The 26,424-nt window shown below is 64.0% G+C and carries 24 protein-coding genes; 13 read left to right on the forward strand and 11 right to left on the reverse strand.

The genetic code is table 11. The annotated features are described in order from the left end of the window. Positions 1-11: 11 nt before the first annotated feature. Positions 12-4,802, reverse strand: a complete 4,791-nt coding sequence (locus tag HNQ71_RS10180; RefSeq protein WP_184872469.1) for an NAD-glutamate dehydrogenase — start codon at positions 4,800-4,802, stop codon at positions 12-14. Between the two features lie 136 nt (positions 4,803-4,938). Between HNQ71_RS10180 and HNQ71_RS10185 the strand changes: the two genes are divergently transcribed. The 3 genes from HNQ71_RS10185 to HNQ71_RS10195 all read left to right on the forward strand — a co-directional run bounded on the left by HNQ71_RS10185 (position 4,939) and on the right by HNQ71_RS10195 (position 7,252). Beyond that, entirely contained in the window at positions 4,939-5,502 is a 564-nt protein-coding gene (locus HNQ71_RS10185; RefSeq protein WP_184872470.1) for a peroxidase-related enzyme, read from the forward strand. 129 nt (positions 5,503-5,631) lie between these two features. Beyond that, the gene (locus HNQ71_RS10190; protein ID WP_184872471.1) at positions 5,632-5,955 is read left to right on the forward strand and encodes a YciI family protein; all 324 of its coding nucleotides are present in this window, start codon (positions 5,632-5,634) and stop codon (positions 5,953-5,955) included. 670 nt (positions 5,956-6,625) lie between these two features. Next, positions 6,626-7,252, forward strand: coding sequence for a DUF1062 domain-containing protein (locus HNQ71_RS10195; RefSeq protein ID WP_184872472.1), 627 nt, complete (start codon positions 6,626-6,628; stop codon positions 7,250-7,252). Positions 7,253-7,317: 65 nt separating this feature from the next. Here the strand turns inward: HNQ71_RS10195 and typA are convergent, their stop codons facing one another. Beyond that, positions 7,318-9,147: a translational GTPase TypA gene (gene typA / locus HNQ71_RS10200; protein WP_095084146.1), complete on the reverse strand. Its 1,830-nt coding sequence runs from the start codon at positions 9,145-9,147 to the stop codon at positions 7,318-7,320. Between the two features lie 197 nt (positions 9,148-9,344). Here typA and HNQ71_RS10205 point away from each other — a divergent pair, with 197 nt between their 5' ends. Continuing rightward, positions 9,345-9,626, forward strand: coding sequence for a hypothetical protein (locus HNQ71_RS10205; RefSeq protein WP_246461445.1), 282 nt, complete (start codon positions 9,345-9,347; stop codon positions 9,624-9,626). Between the two features lie 45 nt (positions 9,627-9,671). Here the strand turns inward: HNQ71_RS10205 and HNQ71_RS10210 are convergent, their stop codons facing one another. Together HNQ71_RS10210 and HNQ71_RS10215 are read right to left on the reverse strand one after the other, a co-directional pair. After that, a complete protein-coding gene (locus HNQ71_RS10210) occupies positions 9,672-11,246 on the reverse strand; it encodes an alkaline phosphatase D family protein (RefSeq protein ID WP_184872474.1) in 1,575 nt (524 codons plus the stop codon). 159 nt (positions 11,247-11,405) lie between these two features. Beyond that, on the reverse strand, positions 11,406-12,689 hold the full coding sequence (locus tag HNQ71_RS10215) for an MFS transporter (protein ID WP_184872475.1): 1,284 nt from the start codon (positions 12,687-12,689) through the stop codon (positions 11,406-11,408). A gap of 74 nt (positions 12,690-12,763) precedes the next feature. Here HNQ71_RS10215 and HNQ71_RS10220 point away from each other — a divergent pair, with 74 nt between their 5' ends. Both HNQ71_RS10220 and HNQ71_RS10225 read left to right on the forward strand, forming a co-directional pair. After that, positions 12,764-13,381 (forward strand): TetR/AcrR family transcriptional regulator, encoded by a 618-nt coding sequence (locus HNQ71_RS10220; protein WP_184872476.1) that lies wholly within the window; start codon positions 12,764-12,766, stop codon positions 13,379-13,381. A gap of 45 nt (positions 13,382-13,426) precedes the next feature. Next, positions 13,427-14,020 (forward strand): hypothetical protein, encoded by a 594-nt coding sequence (locus tag HNQ71_RS10225; protein ID WP_184872477.1) that lies wholly within the window; start codon positions 13,427-13,429, stop codon positions 14,018-14,020. 216 nt (positions 14,021-14,236) lie between these two features. Here HNQ71_RS10225 and ppa read toward each other — a convergent pair whose 3' ends face one another. The 6 genes from ppa to HNQ71_RS10255 form a co-directional block, all read right to left on the reverse strand. Beyond that, on the reverse strand, positions 14,237-14,770 hold the full coding sequence (gene ppa / locus HNQ71_RS10230; protein WP_184872478.1) for an inorganic diphosphatase: 534 nt from the start codon (positions 14,768-14,770) through the stop codon (positions 14,237-14,239). Between the two features lie 113 nt (positions 14,771-14,883). Beyond that, positions 14,884-15,390 (reverse strand): GNAT family N-acetyltransferase, encoded by a 507-nt coding sequence (locus HNQ71_RS10235; protein ID WP_184872479.1) that lies wholly within the window; start codon positions 15,388-15,390, stop codon positions 14,884-14,886. A gap of 242 nt (positions 15,391-15,632) precedes the next feature. Next, a complete protein-coding gene (locus HNQ71_RS10240) occupies positions 15,633-16,271 on the reverse strand; it encodes a TPM domain-containing protein (RefSeq protein WP_184872480.1) in 639 nt (212 codons plus the stop codon). 9 nt (positions 16,272-16,280) lie between these two features. Continuing rightward, positions 16,281-17,162, reverse strand: coding sequence for a TPM domain-containing protein (locus tag HNQ71_RS10245; RefSeq protein ID WP_184872481.1), 882 nt, complete (start codon positions 17,160-17,162; stop codon positions 16,281-16,283). Positions 17,163-17,166: 4 nt separating this feature from the next. Continuing rightward, on the reverse strand, positions 17,167-17,991 hold the full coding sequence (locus HNQ71_RS10250) for a TPM domain-containing protein (protein WP_184873307.1): 825 nt from the start codon (positions 17,989-17,991) through the stop codon (positions 17,167-17,169). 101 nt (positions 17,992-18,092) lie between these two features. Next, complete coding sequence (locus HNQ71_RS10255; protein ID WP_184872482.1) at positions 18,093-18,731, reverse strand: LemA family protein; 639 nt, start codon at positions 18,729-18,731, stop codon at positions 18,093-18,095. Positions 18,732-18,894: 163 nt separating this feature from the next. Here HNQ71_RS10255 and HNQ71_RS10260 point away from each other — a divergent pair, with 163 nt between their 5' ends. The 7 genes from HNQ71_RS10260 to HNQ71_RS10290 all read left to right on the forward strand — a co-directional run bounded on the left by HNQ71_RS10260 (position 18,895) and on the right by HNQ71_RS10290 (position 24,772). Continuing rightward, positions 18,895-19,146 (forward strand): hypothetical protein, encoded by a 252-nt coding sequence (locus tag HNQ71_RS10260; protein ID WP_095084413.1) that lies wholly within the window; start codon positions 18,895-18,897, stop codon positions 19,144-19,146. Between the two features lie 13 nt (positions 19,147-19,159). After that, the gene (pdxY, locus tag HNQ71_RS10265; protein WP_184872483.1) at positions 19,160-20,044 is read left to right on the forward strand and encodes a pyridoxal kinase PdxY; all 885 of its coding nucleotides are present in this window, start codon (positions 19,160-19,162) and stop codon (positions 20,042-20,044) included. After that, a complete protein-coding gene (locus tag HNQ71_RS10270) occupies positions 20,041-20,814 on the forward strand; it encodes a DUF429 domain-containing protein (protein WP_184872484.1) in 774 nt (257 codons plus the stop codon). The genes pdxY and HNQ71_RS10270 overlap by 4 nt, the downstream gene beginning before the upstream one ends. Positions 20,815-20,889: 75 nt before the next feature. Next, positions 20,890-21,282 (forward strand): DUF5071 domain-containing protein, encoded by a 393-nt coding sequence (locus HNQ71_RS10275; protein WP_184872485.1) that lies wholly within the window; start codon positions 20,890-20,892, stop codon positions 21,280-21,282. Positions 21,283-21,445: 163 nt separating this feature from the next. Beyond that, positions 21,446-22,090 (forward strand): carbonic anhydrase, encoded by a 645-nt coding sequence (locus tag HNQ71_RS10280; protein WP_184872486.1) that lies wholly within the window; start codon positions 21,446-21,448, stop codon positions 22,088-22,090. A gap of 95 nt (positions 22,091-22,185) precedes the next feature. Beyond that, a complete protein-coding gene (locus HNQ71_RS10285; protein WP_425492208.1) occupies positions 22,186-22,599 on the forward strand; it encodes a nuclear transport factor 2 family protein in 414 nt (137 codons plus the stop codon). 118 nt (positions 22,600-22,717) lie between these two features. After that, positions 22,718-24,772 carry a M3 family metallopeptidase gene (locus HNQ71_RS10290; protein WP_184872488.1) on the forward strand — a complete coding sequence of 685 codons (2,055 nt, stop codon included), beginning with the start codon at positions 22,718-22,720 and terminating at the stop codon, positions 24,770-24,772. Between the two features lie 152 nt (positions 24,773-24,924). Here the strand turns inward: HNQ71_RS10290 and HNQ71_RS10295 are convergent, their stop codons facing one another. Then, entirely contained in the window at positions 24,925-26,421 is a 1,497-nt protein-coding gene (locus tag HNQ71_RS10295; protein ID WP_184872489.1) for a M81 family metallopeptidase, read from the reverse strand. Positions 26,422-26,424: the final 3 nt, after the last annotated feature.

Here is a 26,424-nt window from a genome sequence, read left to right on the forward strand (position 1 = left end):
CGCGAAGCGAATCACATCCCCGTCAGATCGCTCATCAGTCCGGACGCGACCGACAGCCGCGACACGGTGATGTCGCCGCCTTCGGTGAGCGCCTGCAGCCGCTCGCGGATGCGCGCCACCCGCTCGCCGCCGGCTTCCAGCCAGGCCGCAACCGGATCCGTAGCCGTCGCATGACCAGTAAGCGCCGCCACCGCAATGCCCCGCCGCGCTGAGCCGATCGTGTCGGTGGCGCGCGACAGCGCCAGCTGATCATAGTAGTCGGAGGGCGTGATCGAGCGCGCCGCATCCTCGACACGCGGGATGCGGAAGGCATCGCTGACCGCGAAGAACGCCTTGGCCGCCGCGACGATGTCGGCGCCGGCCGTGCGCGCCGTCAGCGCGATGTCGGGGATGAGCTCCGCCACCTCGTTCAGCGCCAATTGCCCGGCCAGCTTTTCCGGCGCGCCGCTCTTGAACAGCCCGTGCCGCTTCTCCTCGATACGCTCGCGCGAGAAGGCCGGCAGCAGCGAAACGAGCTTGGGCTCCAGTGCCTTGCGCGCCTCCTGCAGTTCGCCGATGCGCTGGCCAAGCGGTGCGGTGCCGGCATCGTTCTTGAGATACCAGCCGCTGGTCACGTAAATCAGTCGGCTGACCGCCTGGTAGAGATCGAGCTGCACCTGGCCGTCGATGAGATTGTCGAGCGCGTCGATCTCGCGATAGAGCGCCGGCAAGGCAAAACCGTCGCGCACCACCGCGAAGGTACGCACCACGTCGGCGGCGGTGCGACCGGTCGCTTCCTGCAGCCGGTTGACGAAGGACGGGCCGCCGCGATTGACCAGGTCGTTGGCGACGACGCGGGCAATGATCTCGCGGCGCAGCCGGTGGCCGTTGATTTCGGCGGCGTATTTCTTCGCCATCCGGTCCGGGAAATAGCCCATCAGGTCACGATCGAAATGCGCGTCGTCCGGCACGTCGCTGGCGACGATATCGGAAAACAGCACGATCTTGGCATAGGCCAGCAACACGCCGAGCTCGGCCCTGGTCAGCGGCTCGCCGCGTGCCTCGCGCTCGGCGAGGGCCGCCGGCGACGGCAGCGTCTCGACGGCGCGGTCGAGCAGGCCGCGTGCTTCCAACGCCGTCATGAAGCGGCTCTGATGCGCGATGTCGGCGAGGCCGCGCTTGCGGGCGATCGAAAGCGCCAGCGTCTGCTCGTAATTGTTGGACAGCACCAGCCCGCCAACCTCGCCAGTCATGTCGGCCAGCAGCTTGTTGCGCGCCGGGCGCGTCAACGATCCCTTGCGCATGGCCGAAGCCAGCGCGATCTTGATGTTGACCTCGACGTCGGAGCAGTTGACGCCGCCCGAATTGTCGATGGCGTCGGAGTTGCAGCGACCGCCATTCATGCCGAACTCGATGCGGGCCCGCTGCGTCACGCCGAGATTGGCGCCCTCGCCGATCACCTTGGCGCGCACGTCGAGCGCGGTGATGCGGATGGCATCGTTGGCGCGGTCGCCGACCTCGGCGTTGGTTTCGCCGGATGCCCTGAGATACGTGCCGATGCCGCCGAACCAGAGCAGATCGATCGGCGCCTTGAGGATGGCGCCCATGATCTCGACCGGCGTGGCGGTCGTCTTCGCCAGACCGATCGCCGCAGCCGCAGCCGCCGGCAAGGTGATCGACTTCTGGTTGCGCGACACGATGATGCCGCCCTCCGACAGCTTGCTCTTGTCGTAGTCCTGCCAGCTCGAACGCGGCAGGGCGAACATGCGCTCGCGCTCGGCCATCGACGCCGCCATGTCGGGATCCGGATCGATGAAGATGTCGCGATGGTCGAAGGCGGCGATCAGCCTGGTCTTCGGCGACAACAGCATACCGTTGCCGAACACGTCGCCCGACATGTCGCCGACACCGACAACGGTGAAGGGCGTGGTCTGGATGTCGCGGTTCATCTCGCGGAAATGCCGCTTGACCGCTTCCCAGGCGCCCTTGGCGGTGATGCCCATCTTCTTGTGGTCGTAGCCGGCCGATCCGCCGCTGGCGAAGGCGTCGTCGAGCCAGAAGCCGTGCTTCTCGCTGATGGCGTTGGCGGTGTCGGAGAAGGTCGCCGTGCCCTTGTCGGCGGCAACCACGAAATACGGATCGTCCTGGTCGCGGCGCACGACGCCGACCGGCGGGATGACACCGTCGAGACCGATATTGTCGGTGATCGACAGCAGGCTCGAGACAAAGTTCTTGTAGGCCGAGGTGCCAGCTTCAAAGATGGCGTCGCGGCCGGCGCTCATCGGCAGCTTTTTCGGATAGAAGCCGCCCTTGGCGCCAACCGGCACGATGACGGCGTTCTTGACCTGCTGTGCCTTGACCAGGCCGAGCACCTCGGTGCGGTAGTCCTGGGCGCGGTCCGACCAGCGCAGGCCGCCACGCGCCACCGGGCCGAAGCGCAGATGCAGCCCCTCGACCTCGGAACCGTAGACGAAGATCTCCCGCCACGGCCGCGGTGCCGGCAAGCCCTCGACCGCATGAGAATCGAGCTTGATCGCCAGCGACTGGCCTTTCTCTTTCGTATCGGCAACGAAATGATTGGTGCGCAGCGAGGCTTCGATCAGGTTGAGGTAGCGGCGGATGATTGTGTCGTCGTCGATGTTCGGCACATCTTCCAGCGCATCCTTGATCTTGGCCTTGAGGTGCTTTGCCGCCACCACGCCTTCTGTCTCGGCCGTCGGTCCAAGCCGGGCGATGAACAGCGCGTGCAGGCCGCGCGCGATATCGGGATAGCGGTTGAGCGCGGCGGCGATGAAATCCTGGCTTTGCGGAATGCCGACCTGCTGCAGATAGCGGCCATAGGCGCGCAGGATGGTGATCTCGCCCGACCACAGGCCTGCGGTCTGGGCAAGGCCGTTATAGCCGTCATTGTCGACGTCGCCGCGCCAGACGGACAGGAACGCGTCCTCGAACAGCGCGCCGCCATCGGCAAGGTCGATCGGCTTGCCGTAGCTGTTCTCAAGCTCCATGTCGTGGATGAAGACCATGCCGGACTGGTCGTCGCCGACCTCGAAGGTGCGCTCGCTGATGACCCGGAAGCCGATGTTTTCCAGCACCGGAACGCGCCGCGACAGCGCCACCGGGCTGCAGTGGTGATAGATCTTCAGGGACGCCTGATGCGGCTTCTGCTCGGCATTGCGATAATAGTCGATGGCGATCGGATTGCTGGCGCTGATCCTGGCGATGCGCCCGGCATCGGCGAGCGCCACCGCCGCGCTGAACGTATCCCGGTAGCTTTCCGGCAGCCGAGCAGCGATGCTCTTCAAAGCCTGGTTGCCGCCATTGGCGTCCGCCGCATCGGAAAGGGCATCCTCCCAGGTGCGCACGATGTCGCGGATCGCCGCCTCGATCGCCGCTTGCTCGACCTTCGGCGTCTTGCCGCCCGAGCGGCCGATGATGAAATGCACGCGCGCCAGCCCGCCTTCGGGGAAGGCCGGATAATAGGCCGACAGCCGGCCTTCGAAGGCGGTCTTGAGATAGCTGCCGATCTTCTCGCGCACGACGCTGTCGTAGCGGTCGCGCGGCACGAAGACGAGGATCGAGACGAAGCGGTCGAACTGGTCGACGCGCACCAGCGCCCTGACCCGTGGTCGCTCGACAAGGCCGAGAATGGCCGCTGCGTGCTTCTTCAGGATTGGCACCGGAACCTGGAACAACTCGTCGCGCGGATAGCTCTCCAGCACATTGATCAGCGCCTTGCCGGAGTGATCGTGCCGGTCGAAGCCGGACTTGGCGATGATGGTTTCGGCCTTGGACCGCAGATACGGGATCTTCATCACCGAGCGCGTGTAGGCGGTCGAGGTGAACAGGCCGACGATGCGCAATTCGCCCGCCAGCGTGCCCTTGGACGTGTAGGTCTTGACGCCGATGTAGTCGAGATAGATGCGGCGGTGCACCGAAGACTTGGCATTGGCTTTGGTGACGATCAGCGGCTCCGGCCCGTGCAGGAAGGCGCGGATTTCCGGTGTTGTCGTCACCGCTTCGGTGCCGCGCCTCAGCACCAGCACGTCGGGATCGGACAGGATGCCGAGACCGGGCTTGTCGGCGCGCTCCAGCGTACCGCTTTCCTCGCCGCCGGTGTATTTGAACTCGCGCATGCCGAGGAAGGTGAAATTGTCGTCGCGCAGCCACTCCAGGAAGGCGATCGCCTCGGCAACGCTCTTCTTGTCGAGCGGCACCGCCGAATAGCGGAACTCCGTGATCGCTTGATCGAGGCGGGCCAGCATCGGCCGCCAGTCATGGACGGCAGCGTGCACCTGGCCGAGTATCTTGCGCAGCCGCTCGGTCAAACCGGTCGCCTGCTCGGCGGTCAGCCGCGGGATATGGACATGAATGACGCTCAGCCGGTCGTGGCTGCCGTCGTCCTTGGCGAAATTGCCGTCGCCGAGGATTTCTTCCACACCGCCTTTGCCGCGGCGAACGGTGATGACCGGGTGGGTGACCAGCGTCGGTTCGCCGGCGCTTTCGGTGATCTCGCCGAGGATGGAATCGAATAGGAACGGCATGTTGTCGTTGACGACCGTGATCACGGTCACAGGGCGGCCCTCGCGGACGACGCCTGAATCGGCATCGACGGCGACGACGCACTCACCTTTCTTGTGGCCGGCGACCGCCCGGCCGGCGAGATCGGCGGCGCGTTCGAGGTCGGCTGCCTCATAGGCGGCGATGTCTTCGGCCGGCGCGCGGGCGAGCAGGTAGTCAGCGAGCCTTGCTGGTCTTTCCTCTGTTTTTGTCGCTGCGGTGGCTTTTTTCTTCGACTTCGCTGCGGTTTTCACGCTGGCCATGTGCCATTCCCTCCCGTCGCATGCTTTTGTGACTATGGTAGCAGATGACCGCTGTTTGGCGACAAAGGTTTGACGGCTTGCCGACAAATATCGGAATTCTGCGGCAATCCGTCGCCCACCCGAGGAGAAATGGCCCATGACCGGCAAAATCACCGCGCTTGACCTCGCGTCGCGAGAGCTGAGCGAGGCGACAAAAGCCTATTTCGCCAAATGCGAGGAGAAGCTCGGGCTCGTCCCCAACGTGCTGCGCGCCTATGCCTTCGACGAGAAGAAGCTGCGCGCCTTTACCGACATGTACAACGACCTGATGCTGGGCGAATCCGGCCTGTCGAAGCTGGAGCGCGAGATGATCGCGGTCGCCGTCTCCTCGATCAACCATTGCTACTATTGCCTGACCGCGCATGGCGCGGCGGTACGCCAGCTGTCCGGCGACCCGGCGCTCGGCGAGATGATGGTGATGAACTTCCGCACCGCCGAGCTTTCACCGAGGCAGGCCGCAATGCTCGAATTCGCCGTCAAGCTGACGGAACAGCCGGCTAAGATCGTCGAGGCTGATCGGGCGGCGCTGCGCAACGCCGGCTTTTCCGATCGCGACATCTGGGACATCGCCTCGACCGCGGCCTTCTTCAACATGTCGAACCGGGTGGCGGCGGCAATCGACATGCGGCCGAACGACGAATACCACGCCATGGCGAGGTGAGCAGCCGCAGCCATCCGCCTTGCATTAGCTGCCTCGCATTCTCGTTGCATGTTCGCCGCTTTGGTCCGATGATCGCCAGGCGGCGTGACCGCATGCCCGGTTCGATGCCGCTGATCAAGGGAGGAGAACATGGCGAAATTTCTCTACGTCTATCACGGCTCGGGCAAGATGCCGACCGAGGAGGCCGAACGTCAGGCGGCAATGGACGCCTGGACGAACTGGTACGGCAAGCTCGGCTCGGCCGTGGTCGACGGCGGCAATCCCGTCGGCATGTCGAAGATGGTGCTGCCCGGCGGCAAGGTCGAGAACAACGGCGGCAGCAATCCAACCGCCGGCTATACGATCGTCGAAGCAAAGGACATCGACGATGCCGTCGGCAAGGCCAAGGATTGTCCTATCCTTATGGACCCGGCTTTCAGCGTCGAGATCGCGCCGATCATTGAAGTGATGTGACGCCCCGTTTTAGCGTGATCTCTCCTGCCGAGGGTCCGCGAAGCAAAAAACGTTTCCCGCTTTCGCTGACGCAGTCCCTCGGTACAGGTTTATGCCCTGTCACCTCGCCGCGATCGCCGCGGCGGCGCCGGCCATCGCACTGACGCGGTTGGCGATGAAGAGGCGTTGGCGCTGCCCCTCATCTGGCTGCCGCCATCTTCTCCCCGTGAACGGGGAGAAGGACGCTGTCATCGACGGTTTCGCCACCGTCAGCGGTGCTGAAGGAGTGCCGAGGCTTGGGGCGCGGGCTTCTCCCCGTTTACGGGGAGAAGGTGCCGGCAGGCGGATGAGGGGCAGCGCCGACCTCGACGATTGCAGGCCTTGCCGTTCCCATCGGGTGCCGCTAGAAGAACCGCGCGAACAATTTCGAGCGTCACTTTGCCTCAGTAACCGCCGGTCTCGTCAACTCCCCCGACACACTGCATGGCACCGCATCGCGGTGCCTGTCTTCATTTCATGTGTTCCTCCGGGCGGCGGTTCGAGACCGGTTTGGCACTGCTGAACCGCTGTCGCGGGCTTTCCGCCGTGACACCCGATTTCCGATCATAGTTAGCTACCGCCACGCCGTGCCCGCAGGGGCATCTCGACATCGCCGGCCTGATGAACTTCCCGACGGGAAGGGCTTATCGGCATGTCTGCACTCCTGCGTATCCGCTGGGCGATCGCGGCCAAGACCGCACCTCGACCACTCATCAACTGCAATCGCTGTGGCACCGTCAAGGCCTATCGCTGCAGCGAAAAATTCCGCGTCAACGCCAACGGCAAGCGCATCGACGTCTGGCTGATCTACCGTTGCGTCGACTGCGACAATTCCTGGAATTTCGGCATATTGGAACGCTGCAACCGCCGTGACATCGAACCGGCGCGGCTAGTGGCGCTCGAAAGCAATGATCCGTCGCTAGCCCGGCACCATGCTTTCGATGTCGTTGCGCTGCGCAGCCGTGTGGGACGTGTCGAGGAGTTTCCGGATGTCGCCGTCCACAAGCAGAGGCTTGGCGATGCGAGGGAAAGCGCAATCGGGTTGGAACTTCAGCTCCGGCTCGAAATGCCGACATCGCTGCGGCTTGACCGGCTGCTCGCCAACGAACTCGGCCTCTCGCGATCGCGGCTTCAGGCGCTGGAAGAAAAGCGGCTGCTGGTCGTGGACCCAGACGGGGCCAAAGCCCTGCGCAAGCCGGCCCGCGCGGGGACCAAGATCCGCATCGACCTTGCCGGCCAACCCGACCGGGAGGCCATCATATCGGCAGCCGGCGGGTGAATGAAGTGAGGGGCGAAGCACTGGTGTACTCCGCCCCTCTCAACTCTGAGAAAAAGAAAGTGGGATTACGCCGCGCCGACCGCCTTGGCCGACTTCTCGAACCGCTTGCGCTCGTTCGGGTCGAGATAGAGCTTGCGCAGGCGGATGGTCTTCGGCGTCACCTCGACCAGCTCATCGTCCTGGATCCAGGCCAGCGCGCGCTCCAGCGTCATGCGGATCGGCGGCGTCAGCTTCACCGCCTCGTCCTTGCCGGCGGCGCGGATGTTGGTGAGCTTCTTGCCCTTCAGCACGTTCACTTCGAGGTCGTTGTCGCGGCTATGGATGCCGATGATCATGCCCTGGTAGACCTTGACGCCGGGATCGATGACCATCGGGCCGCGGTCTTCCAGGTTCCACATGGCATAGGCCACCGCCTCGCCCTGCTCGTTGGAGATCAGCACGCCATTGGTGCGGCCCGGCAATTCGCCCTTGTAGGGCTCGTAGGCGTGGAACAGCCGGTTCATCACGGCGGTGCCGCGGGTGTCGGTCAGCAGTTCCGACTGGTAGCCGATCAGGCCACGCGTCGGCGCGTGGAAGACGATGCGCTGGCGGTTGCCGCCGGAGGGGCGCAACTCGACCATCTCGGCCTTGCGCTCCGACATCTTCTGCACGACGATGCCGGCATGCTCCTCGTCGACGTCGATGACGACTTCCTCGACCGGCTCCAGCAATTCGCCGCTTTCGCCCTTCTGCATGACGACGCGCGGCCGCGACACGGCGATCTCGAAGCCTTCGCGGCGCATCGTCTCGATCAGCACGGCCAGCTGCAATTCGCCGCGGCCGGAGACGAAGAACGAATCCTTGTCGGGCGATTCCTCGATCTTCAGCGCGACATTGCCTTCGGCCTCGCGCAGCAGGCGGTCGCGGATGACGCGGCTGGTCACCTTGTCGCCTTCGGTGCCTGCCAGCGGGCTGTCGTTGACGAGGAAGGACATGGTCACGGTCGGCGGATCGATCGGCTGCGCATGCAGCGGCTCGGTCACCGACGGGTCGCAGAAGGTGTCGGCGACGGTGCCCTTCGACAGGCCGGCAATGGCGACGATATCACCCGCCTGGGCTTCTTCGATAGGCTGGCGCTCGAGGCCGCGGAAGGCGAGGATCTTGGAAATACGGCCGGTTTCGACCAGCGTGCCGTCATGGTGCAGCACCTTGACCGGCTGGTTGGACTTCAGCGTGCCGCTCTCGATGCGGCCGGTGATGATGCGACCAAGGAACGGATTGGCTTCCAGGATGGTGCCGATCATGCGGAACGGGCCGGGATGAACGGTCGGCGTCGGCACATGCTTGATGACGAGGTCGAACAGCGGCGCCAGGCCCTGGTCCTTGGGGCCTTCCGGATTTTCCGAAACCCAGCCGTCGCGGCCTGAACCGTAGAGGATCGGGAAGTCGAGCTGCTCGTCAGTGGCGTCTAGCGCCGCGAACAGGTCGAACACCTCGTTGACCACCTCGACATGGCGGGCGTCCGGACGGTCGATCTTGTTGATGACGACGATCGGCTTCAGGCCGACCTTTAGCGCCTTGCCGACGACGAACTTGGTCTGCGGCATCGGCCCTTCGGCGGCGTCGACCAGCACGATCGCCGAATCCACCATCGACAGGATACGCTCGACTTCGCCGCCGAAATCGGCGTGCCCGGGCGTGTCGACGATGTTGATGCGGGTGTCCTTCCAGTCGACCGAGGTCGCCTTGGCCAAGATCGTGATGCCGCGTTCCTTTTCGAGGTCGTTGGAATCCATGGCGCGCTCGGCGACGCGCTGATTGTCGCGGAAGGAGCCGGATTGCCGGAGCAATTGATCGACGAGGGTGGTTTTTCCATGGTCGACGTGCGCGATGATCGCGATATTACGGATTTTCATGTTCTGGTCTCGGAAGCGTTGCAGGCAGCAGGCCAAAAGGCGCTGCCTCTTTCGGTTGCGCGGCTCATACAGGGTTTTTCGCAGTTGCGAAAGAGGACGCGCGATACCAAATACTCATCAAATCTTAAGCATCTGCGTGTGAGATGATTTTGTTAACCAAGGCGGGAACCTTTCGAGGCCCGGACAGTTCGAACGTCATGACCGATAAACTCAACCGATTTTGGCCGCTCATCGCGTCCGTTGCCTTTGCCGTCCTGCTGGCGGCCAACGCCGCGCAGTCGGCTGCGACGCAGCAGGAAGCGCGGCCGGCCTTGCCAACCGTTGCGCCATCCGCAGAGCAGGTCTTCGCCGACGCGCCCGACGGCGTCGACCCGATGGTGACCGGCCCGGTCAGCACCGCCTTCAAGCAGAGGCAGGATGCCGCCAACTGCGACACTGCCGTCTGGCCGAACGTCCCGATGGTCTGCTATCCCGACTGACGACCGCCGGCGGCGGTCGTCGTCCCGGAGATGACGAAGGTCGGCTTAAGCCGACCGCACCGGGTCGAGCGTGACCTTGTAGAGCTCGTTGTCGTCGCGATCCATCAGCCGCACCGTCATCTGTTCGCTGGCGCCATTGATATCGACCAGCCCGAAGAATTGCAGGCCGGCAGACGGCGGCAGGTTCTGGCCTTGCTCGGCGGTCGGTGCCTTGATGAATTTCAGCTCCGGACCAAAAGTCATGTCGAAATCGTTCGGGCCGAACGTGCCGGCATGGATCGGGCCCGAAACGAATTCCCAGAACGGGTTGAAATCCTGGAACTGCGCCTTGTCGGGATTGTAGTAGTGCGCGGCGGTGTAGTGCACGTCGGCGGTCAGCCAGACAGTGTTGCTGATGCCGGCGTTCTTGATGAAGCGCAACAGGTCGGCGATCTCGAGCTCGCGTCCCTTGGCCGGGCCGTTGTCGCCGTTGCTGACCGCTTCGGCACCCGCCTTCTTGGCGGCATCGTCCCAGACGACGAGGCCGAGCGGCATGTCGGCGGCGATGATTTTCCAGGTTGCCTTCGAGTTAGCCAGTTCGCGCTTCAGCCATTTCGTCTGCTGTTCGCCGAGCATGCGCGATTGCGGCGTCATCTCATCTTGCATGTCCGGGCCGTTGGGGCCGCGATAGGAACGCATGTCGAGGAAGAACACGTCGAGCAGCGGCCCATAGGCAATCTTGCGATAGACGCGGCCCGGCTCGGACGGTTCATAGCGGATCGTCGTCATCTCGTGGAAGGCACGCGCCGCGCGTGCCGCCAGCACATGGATGGATTTCTCGGTGTAGCGGTTGTCGGCGCTGAGATTCTTCGAATCCGACCAGTTGTTCAGCACTTCGTGGTCGTCCCACTGGTAGAAGGTCGGGCAGATGGCGCTGAGGCCCAGCACGTTCTTGTCCATCATGTTGTATTTCCACTGGTCCCGGTATTCGTCCAGCGTCTCGGCGACCTTGCGCTTGCCGTCGATCAGCACGACGTTCTTCCACTTGCCGCCGCCGGGTAGGTCGACCTCGTCCTTCATGGCGCCGTCGGCATAGATGGTGTCGCCTGAATGCAGGAAGAAATCGGGCGTGTGCTTGCCGATCGTGGCGTAGGTCTTCATGCCGGTCTCGTCGATGCCCCAGCCCTGGCCGGCGGTGTCGCCCGACCAGGCGAACTTGATGTCGCGCCTGGAAGCGGGCGCGGTGCGGAAGCGGCCGGTGATCGGCTCGGAAACCGCATTGATGTCGGCGAGATCGGCTGCCGTCATGCGATAGAAGATGTCCTGGTCGGAAGCGAGGTCGGTGAGCAGACGCTTGACCGTATAGTCGCTGGCCGGCGAGGTATCGAGCGGCGCCAGGCGGACGGCATCAGTAAAATTTTCGGTCGACGACACTTCGAACATGACGCGCGACGGGCGGTCGGTGCGCGTCCACACCATGCCGCTGGTGGCGTCGACATCGCCCGACTGGACACCGTGGGTGAATGCCGGGCGTTGGCTGGCGCGTGAATAGTATGGCATTGCCAGGCCTGACACGCCGACCAGGCCGGCGGCGCTGGCGGAGGTGACGAAAGCACGGCGGGTCATCGAGAGCTTGTTCATGGCTGTCTCCTGGATGTCTTGAAAAATTGCCACCAAGGTCAAGCGTCAATGTTTCAGGCGCATCTCGAAACCATGAAGGTTTTCTGACGATCAACAGGCAGGGAATTGCCGATCTCCCCCTCGTGGGGGAGATTGGCAGCTGGTCGGCAGCGCCTCTCCTTACGCCGCCTGCGGTTCCGGATCGAAGGCCGGCCGGCTGGTGTTGATCAGAAGCGAGATACAGGCGGCGGCGATTGCCGTCATGCCGGCGATCAGGAAGGCCAGCGCGTAATTGCCCTGCAGTTCGCGCATCGTACCCCCAAAGGCCGCGGCGGCAGCTGCGCCGATCTGATGTCCGGCGACGATCCAGCCGAACACGATCGGCCCGCTGCGGTCGCCGAATGCCTCGTTGGCAAGCCTCAGCGTCGGCGGCACGGTGGCGATCCAGTCGAGGCCGTAAAGCACCGCGAAGATGATCAGGCTGGTCGCCGAGAAGCCGGAATAGGGCAGGTAGATCAGCGACAGGCCACGGATCCCATAATAGACGCCGAGCAGCTTGCGGGGGTCGTAGCGGTCGGTGAGCCAGCCCGACAGCGTCGTGCCGATCAGGTCGAAAATGCCCATCATCGACAGCAGGCCGGCCGCCTGCACCTCGCCGATGCCCATGTCGCCGCAGAACGCGATAAGATGCGTGCCGACCAGCCCGTTGGTGGTGAAACCGCAAACGAAGAAAGTGGCGAACAGATACCAGAACACGCGGGTGCCGGCGGCGCGGCGCAGCGTCGAGAACGTGTGGGCGAGGAAATTGCCTTGGGAAGCGGGTGGCGCCGGCGGCACGTCGTCGGCCTCCGCGCCATAGCGCACCATGCCGATCGAAGCCGGCCGCTCCGGCACCAGCAGCCAGACCAGCGGCACCAGGGCCGCGGTGGCGATCGAAACGGCGATGACAACCGGCTGCCAGCCACCCGATTGCGCCAGCGCGGCGATCAGCGGCAGGAACACCAGCATGCCGGTGGCGCTGGAGGCCGACATCAGTCCCATGACAAGGCCGCGATTGGTTTTGAACCAGCGGTTGACAATGGTGGCTCCGAGCACGCTGGCAACGGCGCCGGAACCGATGCCCGAAAACACGCCCCAGGTGATGAACAGATGCCAGGGCTTGGTCATCAAGAGGCTGAGCGCGGTCGAGCCCGACATCACCATCAGCGAGGCCAGCAGCGTGCGGCGCAGCCCGATCCGCTCCATCAAGGCCGCCGCGAATGGACCGGTCAGGCCGTAGAGCAGGATGCCGACACCGGCTGCTAGCGAGATGACGTCGCGGCGCCAGCCGAAACTGTTCTCCAGCGGCAGCATCATGACGGCGGGCGCGGATCGCAGCCCGGCCGCGATCAGCAGGCAGAAAAAGATGACACCGACCACGACGAAGGCGTAGCGCTGGCCAAAGGGACGGGATTGAACTATCATGTTACTGACCGGTACGTTTCAGGGTGGGAGGATGTATACGTACCGATCGGTAACATTGTCAATCGAGTTCCATCATGCCAGCGGACAAAAATATTGATCTGACCATCAGCGACGGTCACGCGTCGGCGCCACCGAAGGCCGCCAAGAAGATCCTCGACGTGGCTTACGACCTGTTCTATCGGCGCGGCATCAGGGCGATCGGCGTCGACGAGATCGTCAAGCGCGCTGGCGTCACCAAGCCCAGTCTCTATCGCAGCTTTCCGTCCAAGGATGAGCTGGCGGCTTCGTACCTCAGGCAGTACGACCAGGAATACTGGGAGCGTTTCGATGAGGCGGTCGCGGCCCATCCCGGCGATCCGCGCGCGCAGATCAAGGCTTTCCTGACCCGCATCGGCAAGCGAACGCAGATGGCGGAATATCGCGGCTGCGGCATGACCAATGCGGCGGTCGAATATCCCGAACGCGGCCATCCGGCCCGCGTGGTCAGCGAATCCAACAAGCAGGAACTGCGCCGCCGCTTGCGCTCCATGGCGGTTGTGATGGGAGCGCAAGACGCGGACACTTTAGGCGACGGCCTGCTGCTTCTGATCGAAGGCGCCTATATCAGCGGCCAGCTGTTCGGGCTCGGCGGCCCGGCTCAATCAGTCGCCCGCAATGCCGACCTGCTGATTGAAGCGAGCTTGAAGAAATAGCGTTTGACGCTACGCTGCGGCGGCTTGCAACAAAGATTGTCCGCCATGCGCGCTCTTCTGATCCCGTTCGTCTTCGCCGGCTTCTGCCAGGCTGCGCGGGCCAGCGACATATCAAGCGCCTATACCGATCTCGATTGGAAGAAGGACTGCGTGACCTACGCACAGGCCGAAGAGGGCGACGGCGACTGGGCCGATCTCGCCTGTTCGGGTTATCGCGGCTACCCCGTGCTGATCGCCTATGACGACGCTCGCGAATCGCTGTTTTATGGTTTTCCGCCCGGCAGCGACATGACATCGGTCTGGGAGAGTTTTTCCGGCTTCAATTCGTCCGGAGCCAGGATCGAGTGGCGCATCGAAACCACGGGCGACAAGGCCGTGCCCTTTGCCGCGATCCACCGCCGCTCGATCAGCAACCCGGACCACGAAAACAAGCTGACCGAGGTGCTGCTCGTCGCCAAGGTCGGCCAGATGGACGCCCGCGATGGCTGCACGGTCGGCCTGGTGCTGGCCACCGGCAACCCCGCCGCCAACGATCAGGCGCGCAAACTGGCCGACGAGAAAGCGCGGACGTTCGCCTGCGGCAAGGACCGGCACACCATCATCGGCAACGTGCCGGCTTTCGGCCGCGTCGATAACTAAGCTCGTCGGAGATTGGCGGCAGCGCCCGTAACTTCGTCATCCACGGGGAGCAAGGAGCGTAGCGACGCAGCGCAGACCCGAGGATCCATGCCGCGGCGCACAACGCCGCAGCGGTGCAGAATTCTGTTCCGCCGCGTCCGCGACAGGCATCACGGCATGGATCCCAGGGTCTGCGCGTCGCTTCGCTCCGCTCCGCCCTGGGATGACGAAGCTGAGCTATTTGCCGGCCTTGGCCCGCGCGATCGCCTCGAGGATCATCTTCTTGGCGTATTTGGAATCGTGCCAGCCTTCGATCTTGACCCACTTGCCGGGCTCGAGATCCTTGTAGTGCTCGAAGAAGTGCTGCACCTGCTGACGCGTGATGTCGGGCAGCTGCGTGTACTCTGTGACGTTCTCGTAGCGCAGCGTCAGTTTGGGTGACGGCACGGCGATGATCTTCTCGTCCTGGCCGGCATTGTCTTCCATGATCAGCACGCCGATCGGCCTGACATTGATGACGCAGCCCGGCACCAAGGCACGGGTGTTGCAGACCAGCACGTCGATCGGATCGCCGTCGCCCGACAGCGTGTGCGGCACGAAGCCGTAGTTGCCGGGGTAGCGCATCGAGGTGTGCAGGAAGCGGTCGACGAACAGCGTGCCGGCCTCCTTGTCCATCTCGTATTTGATCGGCTCGCCGCCGATCGGCACCTCGATGATGACGTTGACGTCCTCAGGTGGATTCTTTCCGCTGGCTATGGCTTCAATGCGCATGGCTTTGTCCCTCTTATCGATGAAAGATCGATAGCGGGCGCGGCGCGGCGGCGCAATGCGGCGAATGGTGCTGGGTAGGGTCAGCTGGACAAAGCGGCCGAAAGGCCGGGCCGTCACTCCCAGACGAAAGCGACCTTCTTCAGCGCCTTCTGCTCGAAGATTTCGACACCCTCGGCAACATCACGGCCACCGGCGCCGGCGTAGAAGGCGAGCGCGTTCTGGTTGTCTTCCAGCGCCCACACCACCATGCCCTTCAGCCCATGATCGGCCAGACGCGCCTTGGCTGCCGCGAACAAACGGCTGCCAAGCCCGATGCCCTGATATTCCGGGCGCAGGTACAGTTCGTAGATTTCGCCTTGCTGCCTGAGTTCCCGGGCCCGGTTCTTGCCGATCGTGGCATAGCCGGCGATCTCGCCGCCGATTTCGACGACCAGCACGGTGGCGGCGCGGCGGATGGCATTCGCCCACCAATCGGCGCCGCGGCGGTTGATCATCGATGTCAGCGTACGGTGCGGAATGATGCCGGAATAGGCGCCGCGCCATGCCTGCAGGTGCACCTCGGCGATGGCGCCTGCGTCGCTCGGTTCGGCCTTCCTTATGTCGATCGTCAGCGTATTCATGATTTGTTAACCATAAACCCGCATTGGCCGATTGCAAGAGTCAGGGCGGCCAGCCGACCGCTTTCTCACAGACGATCATCGCGTCGATGACATGGGCGAGAGCCTGCCTGAAAACGCGCTCAGCCGAGATGGATGGCGTGGTTTTCGAGAACCGAAGCGCAGCGGACTTTCAGGTCCGTGAGCGTCGGAAGCGCAGAAAACCGCGCCAGGCGCCCGGCTGAGTGGTGTTTGCAGGCAGGCTCTCAGATCTCGACGAGATGGTCGTCCAGCTCGTTGGCATCGCCCGACGTGACCGGGAAATGCTCGGCCAGCACCGCGCCCACCGTTTCGATCGCCTTGACGAAGCCATCGGCAAGCCGGTCGTCGCCGGCATGCGCGGTCAAGTCGCGCACGACGCCATCCCAGACATGCTGGCCGACCTTGGCATCGATGCCCGAATCGGCCACCACCTCGGCGTAGCGTTCGGCGATCGACACGAAGACCAGAACACCGGTGCGCGCTGCGGTGCGGTGGACGTTGCGGGCGAGGAACTGCTTGATCGCATTGGCGTGCGCCGCCTGATAACGCATCCGCTTCGGCACCAGATGGATGCGCAGGCCGGGCAGCGCCCACAACAAGGCGAGCACGCAGGCCAGCGCCAGCAACTGGGCGATGACGAAATGCGGCAGCCGGATCGACAGCCACCAGGCCTCCAGCCCATAGCCGACGGCAAGGCTGACGATCAGCACGCCTGCCGTCGCCATGAAGGCGGCCGGGAAGAGATAGCCGTCGCTGGCATGAGCCATGACGCAGTAGATCTCGCCATCGGTCCTGGCTTCGGCGGCGCGGATCGTGGCAGTGATGCGCTCATGGTCTTCGGGACTGATCGGTCGTGTCGCCATGATCTTGTCTCACCAGCTTCCTGAAGAACCGCCGCCACCGGATGAGCCACCGCCACCCGAAAACCCGCCGCCGCTGCTTGAGCCGGACGACCACCCGCCACCGGAACTTCCTGACGACCAGCCGCTGCCCGACGACGAACCCGTTGTCCAGCTGCTGCCCGACGATCCGCTCGGTCCCCTGCCGTAACGAAACGTCGTGCCCAGCCATCTGTACACGCCTGGCGACAGCTTTGTGCCGAACATCGGCGGCAGGAACGCCATCGCCAGCCCGCCGAAGAACATTGTGCCCCACAGGACCAGGAACACCGCGACGATGGGATCGATGGGAGTGCTGTTATGGGCGGGATTGCGCTGACCGCGCGCTTCCAGCTCTTCCGGATTGCCTTCCAGCACCATGACCATGTCGTCGACGGCCTTGGCTATGCCGCCGGAGAAATCGCCGGCGCGGAAGGCCGGCACCATGTCATTTTCTATGATCAGCTTGGTGTGCAGGTCGGTCAGCGTGCCTTCCAGCCCGTAGCCGACCTCGATGCGCATCTTGTGGTCGTTCTTGGCCACCAGCAAAAGCACGCCATTGTTCTCGCCGGCCTGGCCGAGTTTCCAGAAGCGGAACAGCCGGTTGGCGTAGGGTTCGATCTCCTCGCCGTCGAGACTGTTGATGGTGGCGACGACGATCTGGTCGGAGCCTTTTGTCTCGAAGTCGGCAAGCTTCTGCGTCAACGCCGCCTTGGTCGCCGCATCGATGATGCCGGCATTGTCGACGACACGGCCCGTCAGCGCCGGCAGCTCGGCGGCAAAGGCCGTGAAGCCGAAGAGCAGCGCCGTCACAGCCATCAGGACTGCCGCGGCGAAGCGGCCGGGTCTCGACAGGCTGACGGTGCGTGTTGTCATGCCATCACCAGCTTCCCGAGGAGCCGCCGCCGCCGGACGAACCGCCGCCGCCGGAAAAGCCGCCACCGCCACCGCCCGAAGACCAGCCTCCGCCAGAGCTTCCCGACGACCAGCCGCCCCCAGACGACCGCCGGTGTGGCTCGAAGGTCATGCCGAGCCAGCGGTAGCGGCCGGGACCAAGCTTCTGGCCAAAGATCGGCGGCAGAACTGAGACCGCAATGCTGCCGAAGAAGATGATCGCCCAGATGCTGATGAAGACGGCGAAGAACAGGTCGTCGGAATTGAACGGCGCCTGCTGGTTGCGCTCGCCACGCGCCACCAGCTCCTCCAGATTGCCTTCCAGCACCATGATCATGTCGTCGAGGGCCTTGGCTATGCCGCCGGAGAAATCGCCGGCGCGGAAGGCCGGCACCATGTCGTTCTCGATGATCAGCTTGGTGTGCAGGTCGGTCAGCGTGCCTTCCAGACCATAGCCGACCTCGATGCGCATCTTGTGGTCGTCGTTGGCCACCAGCAGCAGGACGCCGTTGTTTTCCTTCGCCTGGCCGAGTTTCCAGAAGCGGAACAGCCGATTGGCGTAAGGTTCGATCTCCTCGCCGTCGAGACTGTTGATGGTGGCGACGACGATCTGGTCGGAGCCTTTTGTCTCGAAGTCGGCAAGCTTCTGCGTCAACGCCGCCTTGGTCGCCGCATCGATGATGCCGGCATTGTCAACGACGCGGCCGGTCAGGGCAGGCAGGTCGGCGGCGAAGGCAGAGAACGGGAGGAAGAGGAGGCTGAGAAATAGCGCTAGGAATGCCAGGTTGGCGCGGTCAACGAAACTGCCAATCTCCCCCCTTGAGGGGGAGATGTCCGGCAGGACAGAGGGGGGTGTGGACACGCCTACGGTCCGTCTCGTCAGGATTCAGTATCGGAAGATTTGTAGACCCCTCACCCGCCCTGCTTGGTGCCAAAATCCACCTTCGGCGTCTGCAGCTTGTCATCCTCGATGGTGAAGTTGGCGAAGGGCTGGTTGCTGCGGAACCAGAAGGTTGCCCACAGCACCGAGGGGAAAGTCCTCAGCGTCAGATTGTAGTCCTTGACTGCCTGGATGTAGTCGCGCCGCGCCACAGCGATGCGGTTTTCGGTGCCTTCGAGTTGTGCCTGCAGCGCCAGGAAATTCTGGTTGGCCTTGAGGTCGGGATAGGCCTCCGATACCGCGATCAGCCGCGACAGCGCGCTGGTCAGCCCTGCCTGGGCATCCTGGAACTTCTTGAGGGCTTCGGGATCCTTCAGCGTTTCCGGCGTCACCGTAATCTGCGTCGCCTTGGCGCGTGCCTCGACCACCGCGTCGAGCGTGTCCTTTTCGTGCGAGGCATAGCCCTTGACCGTTTCGACCAGGTTGGGGATGAGGTCGGCGCGGCGCTGATACTGGTTCAGCACCTCGCTCCATGCGGCCTTGGCGTTTTCCTCTGCCGTCGGGATGGTGTTGTAGCCGCAGCCGGCCAGCAACGGCAGCACGATCGCCATCATCAGGAAGGCGGGCAGCGTGCGGAACATGGACGGTGGAGCAAGGCGCTGGGCAAACATGATGGGGTCCCTCGGTAGAAGTTGCATGCGAAGCATTACCACAATCAGCGGGCAAGAAAACCGCCCGGCCGGCGGCCGCCTGCCTGGCACGCCCGGTGCTGTTGCCAGGCCCTGTGATTGGCCGCGCGAACACGATAAGGTCTGGACGAAACGGGACATCATCATGGCGGAACGCCAGGACAGCGAGAGGGAATCGCGCCGCATCCTCGAGCGCATCGCGCGCGAAACGGATCCGGCCGGCAATTCGTTTGTGGCGCGCAGCACGAAAGGCATGCGCGACCACGTCACAGCGGCCGACGCCGACCGTGCCGACCCGATCGAAGTCTGGGGCACACGCATTGGCCGCACACTCGGCCTGCTGCTGACGCTGGGCCTGATGGTCTGGCTCGTGCTTTACGTCATCCGGGGCAGTTAGGAATCAAAGAACAATGAGCGCCGAACAAACCGACGCGCCGCGTGCGGTCATCGTCATCTCCAGCCATGTCGCGCGCGGCTCGGTCGGCAACCGCGCCGCTGTCTTCGCGCTGGAAACACTGGGCTTTCCGGTGTGGGCGGTGCCGACAATCATCCTGCCCTGGCATCCCGGCCATGGGCGGGCAACGCGGATCGTGCCGCCGCTCGACCAGTTCAAGGCGCTGATGGCCGATCTCGAGCGCGCGCCATGGCTAGGCGAAGTCGGCGCCGTGCTGTCCGGCTATCTCGGCGAGGCCGGCCAGGCCGAGGCGGTTGCCTCCCTGGTCGCCGCCGTGAAGGCAAAGTCACCTGACGCCGTCTATATCTGCGATCCGGTGATGGGCGATTCGGGGGGCCTCTACGTGCCGGAACCGACTGCCGCTGCCATGCGTGATCGGCTGATGCCGATCGCCGACATCGCCACCCCCAACCGCTACGAACTGGAATGGATGGCCGGCGCACCCTTGCCCGACCTCAAATCGGTGATCGCGGCCGCCCTTCACGCCGGGCCATCGACCATGCTGGTCACCTCGGCGCCGTCGCTGATGACCGGTGGCACCGGCAATCTGCTGCTCGACGGCAACCAGGTGCTGCTGGCCGAGCACCGCCTGATCGACAAGCCGCCGAACGGTCTCGGCGACCTGACGGCGGCCGTCTACCTGGCGCGCACCCTGTCCGGCCAGCCGCCGATCAAGGCGCTGCAGTCGACCACGGCGGCGGTCTACGAGATCCTGGCGCGCACCGCCAAGCGCGGCGGCGACGAACTGCAGCTCGAAACCGATGCGCAGAGCCTGTCGAACCCGATGGCGATGGTGCAGCTTCGTCACCTCACGCATCCGGGGCGGGACCGCAGGGCGTGACCCTGGCCGCGGCCGTCGTGACTGTCGGCGTCGACGGCTGCAAGGCCGGTTGGATCGCCGTGCGACGCGATCCCGGCTCGATACCCTCTGTCGATGTCTTTGCAAGCTTCACAGCCCTGCTTGCATCACTCCCCGCCGACGCGGTTCTCGCTGTCGACATGCCGATCGGTCTGCCCGAGTTTTCGAGCAAAGGCGGGCGCGGACCGGAAGCGCTGGTGCGGCCACTGCTCGGTCAACGGCAATCCAGCGTCTTTTCGATCCCTTCCCGTGCCGCGCTCTATGCCGATACAAGCGACTTCACCACCATCGAAGCCTGGTATGCAGCGCATCGCCGGGCAAGCGAGGTGGCCATGACCACATCCGACCCGCCGCGCGGCGTTTCGATCCAGGCGTTCGGCATTTTTGCCAAGATCCGCGAGATCGACGCTCTGCTGGTCGCCCAGCCTGAGTTGCGCGGCCGCATCTTCGAATCGCACCCGGAAGTTGCTTTCTGCCGGCTGAACGGCGATCAGGCCATGCAACTGCCGAAGAAGATCAAGGGCACCATCAATCGGGCCGGCATGACAGAGCGCAAGGCGCTGCTGTGCCGACACGGCTATGAGATGGGCTTTCTCGATCAGCTGCCGCCGCGCGGTGCCGCGGCTGACGATTTCCTCGACGCCGCCGCAATGACGCTGATCGCCGGTCGCATCGCCGGCGGCGAGGCACGGCCATTTCCCGACCCGCCGGGCCGCGACATTTTTGGTATACCAGTCGCCATCTGGGCGTAAGTGTGGTGGAACGCGGCCGTTGACGCACGTTGCCGGATGCGGGAGGGTTAGCAATGAGTTCTGAGGTGATCTCCCTTGATCGACGTAAAAGGCCTCATTCCCCGCGACAAACATGACCTCGATGCCGTCACCACCATTCAGGAGGCTGGTTACCCTGCTATAGCACCCATCCTCGACGAATTGATGGAATGGACGGCAGACGGCAACTGGCCCGTCGCTCATCCTCTGGCGCGTTTTCTCTCAACGCTCGGAAGGCCAATCATAGAACCGGTTCTCCGAGTCCTTCGAGGGGACGATCCTACGTTCAAATATTTCTGCCTTGTGACGATCGTCAGCGCCTTACCAGTCGACGTGCTGAAGGCCCTGGAGAGCGATTTAAGGAGGCTTGCGGTCAATCCTAGCCGATGGGACAAGGCGGAGGGTGTGCACGAGGAAGCTGAAGCGGCATTGCTGCGCTTGCGATCCTGATCCTGGATATGCCGAATCTCGATCGAGCCATGCACCTCGGATGGCCATTTATGGTCAGCTCCCATAATTCTACATTGCTCGTAACAGGGTTTTACCGTTAGAGCCTTTTTCTGACCGCAACTAGCTGCCGCATCCAACTCCGGAAAGGCTCCAGACGCCGCCCATGCCCCATCTCCCCGACCATCTTCTCGCCGGCTACCGCAATTTCATGAGCGGCCGTTATCTGACCGAGAGCGGACGCTATCGCGAGCTTGCCCGCGAAGGCCAGGCACCGGAAACGATGATCGTCGCCTGTTGCGACTCCCGCGCTGCCCCCGAAGCGATCTTCGACGCCGGCCCCGGCGAACTCTTCGTGCTGCGCAATGTCGGCAATCTGGTGCCGCCCTACGCGCCGGACGGTGAGTTCCATTCGACCTCTGCCGCGCTCGAATTCGCCGTGCAGAGCCTCAAGGTCAAGAACATCGTCGTCATGGGCCATGGTCGCTGCGGCGGCATCCGCGCCGCGCTCGACACCACGTCCGCACCGCTGTCTCCCGGCGACTTCATCGGCAAATGGATGAGCCTCATCGCGCCAGCGGCCGAGACCGTGTCCTCGAGCACCTTCATGACGGCATCGGAGCGCCAGACCGCGCTGGAGCGCATTTCGATCCGCTATTCCATCGCCAATCTCAGGACATTTCCTTGCGTCTCGATCCTCGAAGGCAAGGGGCGGCTGTCGCTGCACGGCGCCTGGTTCGACATTTCGACCGGCGAACTCTGGGTGATGAACAAGGAGACCGGCGATTTCGAGCGGCCGGAGATGGCGTAGACATGATCCACAACCGAGAGACCGCGCCAGCGAAAGGCGGCAACCGGCTTTTCAGGTAAGCTCATGGCCGAACAGGAAGACGGAGGCAGCACATGATGGGAGATCGCCGTTCGATCACTTTCGTCGCGGCAGCGTTGCTGTTTTCGATCATTCCAGTCCGTGCCGACGATGGCGCCATCATCAGCCGCTGGTATTCGGCACTGCTGGTCGCCGACCGCACCGAACTGTCCGACCTGCTCGCCGACGACGTCCGCATAAAGCTGGAAGACCTCGGCATCGTGCAAAGCAAGCAGGAATTCATCGCCTCGATCGACGAATGGCAAGGCGCCGTCGCGGGTGCGGAGATCCGCCACCGGATTGAGAAGAGCGAAGGCGGCGTCACCACGGTGATCGCCTGCTACGATTTTCCCGACAACGACATGCTGATGCAGGAAACCTTCGCGGTGACCGACAATCGCATCACCGCCAGCTCGCAAGCGGCGATCGCCGAGAACTGCGACGGCTACTGACGAAAACCTGACCGGTGGCACTGTTGCGCGCGGCAAACCAGCGCCCTACATCGGTACCAACTCACCCTGCCCCGCCTTCACCAGCGCCCGGCCTGCCTTCACCAAGGAAAGATTGTCCATGAATTCCACGAAAGCCGTCGACCTCGCCATCCATCCGCTGACCGCGTGGCAAGGGCCGCTCGGCCTGCCCGATTTCACCCGCATCGGCGACGACGACTTTGCCCCGGCCTTCGACGCGGCGCTGCAGGCGCACGAGGCGGAGATCGAGGCGATCGCCGGCAACGAGGACGCGCCGACCATCGAGAACACGCTGCAGGCGCTGGAACTCGGTGGCGAGGCACTCGACCGTGTCTCGTCGATCTTCTGGTGCCGCGCCGGCGCCCACACCAATGATACATTCCAGGCACTGGAGCGCGACATCTCGCCAAAAATGTCCAGGCATTTCTCGGCAATCTCGATGAACGAGCGGCTGTTTGCCCGCATCGACGACCTCTACCAGCGCCGCGACAGCCTGAAGCTCGATGCCGAGACGCTGCGGGTGCTGGAGAAGACCTGGAAAGGGTTTGTCCGCTCCGGCGCGAAGCTCGACGCCGACGGCAAGAAGCGGCTGGCAAAGATCAACGAGGAATTGTCCTCGCTTGGCACGAATTTCGGCCAGAACGTGCTTGCCGACGAGCGCGACTGGGCGCTGTTCCTCGACGAGGCCGACCTTGCCGGTCTGCCGGACTTCCTGAAAAGCTCGATGGCCGAAGCCGCTGAGATGCGCGGCCAGAAGGGCCGCTATGCCGTCACCCTGTCGCGCTCGATCTACGAGCCGTTCACGACCTTCTCGGAGCGCCGCGACCTGCGCGAGATCGCCTTCCGCGCCTTCACCATGCGCGGCCAGAATGGCGGCGCCACCGACAACACAATAGTTGTGCGCGACATGCTGAAGCTGCGCGCCGAAAAGGCAAAGCTGCTCGGCTACGGCTCGTTTGCCGCGCTGAAGCTCGACGACACCATGGCCAAGACGCCGAAGGCAGTGCATGCACTGCTCGATCCGGTCTGGGAGAAGGCAGTGGAAAGGGCCGCCGCCGATCAGAGCGAACTGCAGCGACTGGCGACACAGGCCGGCAGCAACGAAACATTCGCCGCCTGGGACTGGCGCTTCTACCAGGAGAAGCTGCGCGCCGAAAAGTTCGCCTTCGATGAGGCCGAACTGAAACCCTACCTGCAACTCGACCGCGTCATCGACGCCTGCTTCGACGTGGCGACAAGGCTGTTCGGCATCACCTTCGAGGAAAAGCAAGGCATTGCCGCATGGCATCCGGACGCGCGCGTCTTCGTGGTGAAAAACGCCGATGGCAGCGAGCGCGGCCTGTTCCTCGCCGACTATTTCGCGCGACCGTCAAAGCGCTCCGGCGCATGGATGAGCGCGCTCAAGTCCGGCTACAAGCTTGGCCCCGGGTCGAAACCGGTGATCTACAACATCACGAACTTCGCCAAGCCGCCGGCCGGCGAGCCGGCCTTGCTGTCGGTCGACGAGGCGAAAACGCTGTTCCACGAGTTCGGCCACGCACTGCATGGCATGCTGACCGATGTCACATGGCCGTCGGTTTCCGGCACCTCGGTCAGCCGCGATTTCGTTGAATTGCCCTCGCAGCTCTACGAACACTGGCTGACCGTGCCGGCGGTTCTGGAGAAGCACGCGCTGCACGTGAAGACAGGCAAGCCGATGCCGAAGGCGCTGCTCGACAAGATGCTGGCGGCGCGCACCTTTGGCGCCGGCTTCGCCACGGTCGAATTCACCTCTTCGGCGCTGATCGACATGGCCTATCACGCGCGCCCGGATGCCCCAGAAGCACCGCTTCGTTTCGAAGCCGAAACGCTTGAAAAGCTCGACATGCCGGACACCATCGCCATGCGTCATCGCACCCCGCATTTCGGCCATGTGTTTTCCGGCGACGGCTATTCGGCCGGCTATTACTCCTACATGTGGTCGGAGGTGCTCGACGCCGACGCCTTCGCCGCCTTCGAGGAGACCGGCGACCCCTTCAACCCGGCGCTTGCCGAGCGGCTGAGGAAGAACATCTACGCCGCCGGCGGCTCCAAGGACCCAGAAGAACTCTACACGGCGTTTCGCGGCAAGATGCCGTCGCCCCATGCGATGATGGTCAAGCGCGGGCTGGTGTAGCGCCGAATAGTCTCCCCCCTTGAGGGGGAGATGTCGCCGAAGGCGACAGAAGGGGTTGGCCCGACTGGGCTCGGCCTTCCCCTCTAGACCTCTAGACAAGTCAGCGCTTCACGCGGAGCGACCCCTCTGGCCGCTTCGCGGCCATCTCCCCCTCAAGGGGGGAGATTATCAGCGTCGCCCTTCCATGGATCCGCCACCCTCGGCCACACCGGCCGCGTAAGCTTCTTGTAGTCGGTCACCGCCGGATTGCTCGGATAGGAACTCTGCGCCGAGACATAGATGATCTCGGCGGCGATCGGCTCGAAGCCGGCGTAGAAATGGTTGGTCGACTTGATCAGCAGAATGTCCTTGGCTTTCGGATCGACACCGATATTGGAAAAAATATCCGGCTCGAAGGTCTGCGTGCGATTGGTGTTGAGGATGATGTCGACCTCGGTGCCTTCGACGCGCACCAGCGCCGTCGGCCCGAGCGTCACCCGGCTCGGCCCGAAACTCTGCCAGCCCTCCGGAACGGCCTTCAACACCCGCACCCGCGCGTCGATCGGCTCGCCGGCCTGCGGACCGGCCTTGCCGCCGAAACGCAGGTCGATGATGGCGCCCTCGCCTGCCGCCAGGCAGAAGGTCACCGCGATCGGATCCCAGATCGTCGCCACGCCGATAGTGTTCAGCCCGCGCGCCAGCATCTGGCGCAGCACGATGGTGCCGTCGCCGGGCACACCGCCGCCCGGATTGTCCCAGATGTCGGCGACGACCACCGGCTTGCCTGGGTTTTCAGCGCATACAGCCAGCGCCCGATCGATGCCGTCGGCGGCGCTCAGCATCGTCATCGCCGTCTTTTCGCGTAGCGCGTAGAGCTCCCGCCCCAGCCGTTCCGCCAGTCCATCGCCCTTGGCCTTGTCATTGTCGGTGACGACCAGGATGCGCGTGCCCATTTCGGGCACGTCGGCCGCCATGAAGCCGTGGACGACCGAGACCGACAGCACGCCGTCCTTGCCGTGCAGCGCCTTGATGCGGTCGACGAAGGAACGCATCGGCTCGCGGCTGGTCGGCAGCACCTGGATCATGCGGCAGTCGAAGGTCGAAATGACAGGCCTGATCTCGCCGCGTGCCGCGGCGAGGCCGAGCTCGACGACATGTTCGCCACGCTCGTAGAAATCGGTGTGCGGGAATTCGAGGAAATAGGCCATGATGTCGGACGCCGCGACACGCTTCGGTGTCAAATGGCTGTGCGGATCGAACTCAGAGGCTATCACCACCTTCGGACCCACCATCTCGCGGATGCGCTCGAGCAGATCGCCTTCGCAATCGTCATAGCCTTGCGCCACCATGGCGCCATGCAGGCCGAGAATGACGGCATCCACCGGCAGCGCCGCCTTGAGCTGGCCAAGAATCTCGTCGCGCAGCGCTTCATAGGTCTGCCGCTGCACCAGGCCGCCGGGCTCCGCCCAGGTGGCGGTGCCCTCGATGACGGTCAGGCCTTCGGCCGCCGCGCGCCGGCGCAGGGCGACCATCGGCGAGGAGCACAGCGTCGGCGTCTCCGGATGCTTGCCGGGTCCGGCATAGAACGCCATCTCGAACGAGGCACGATCTGTCGGCACCGGCGAGAAGGTGTTGGTTTCCGTCGCCAGCGAGGCGGTGAAGATGCGCATGAA

Source organism: Mesorhizobium sangaii (genome assembly GCF_014207355.1).
GTDB classification, from domain to species: Bacteria; Pseudomonadota; Alphaproteobacteria; order Rhizobiales; family Rhizobiaceae; genus Mesorhizobium; species Mesorhizobium sangaii.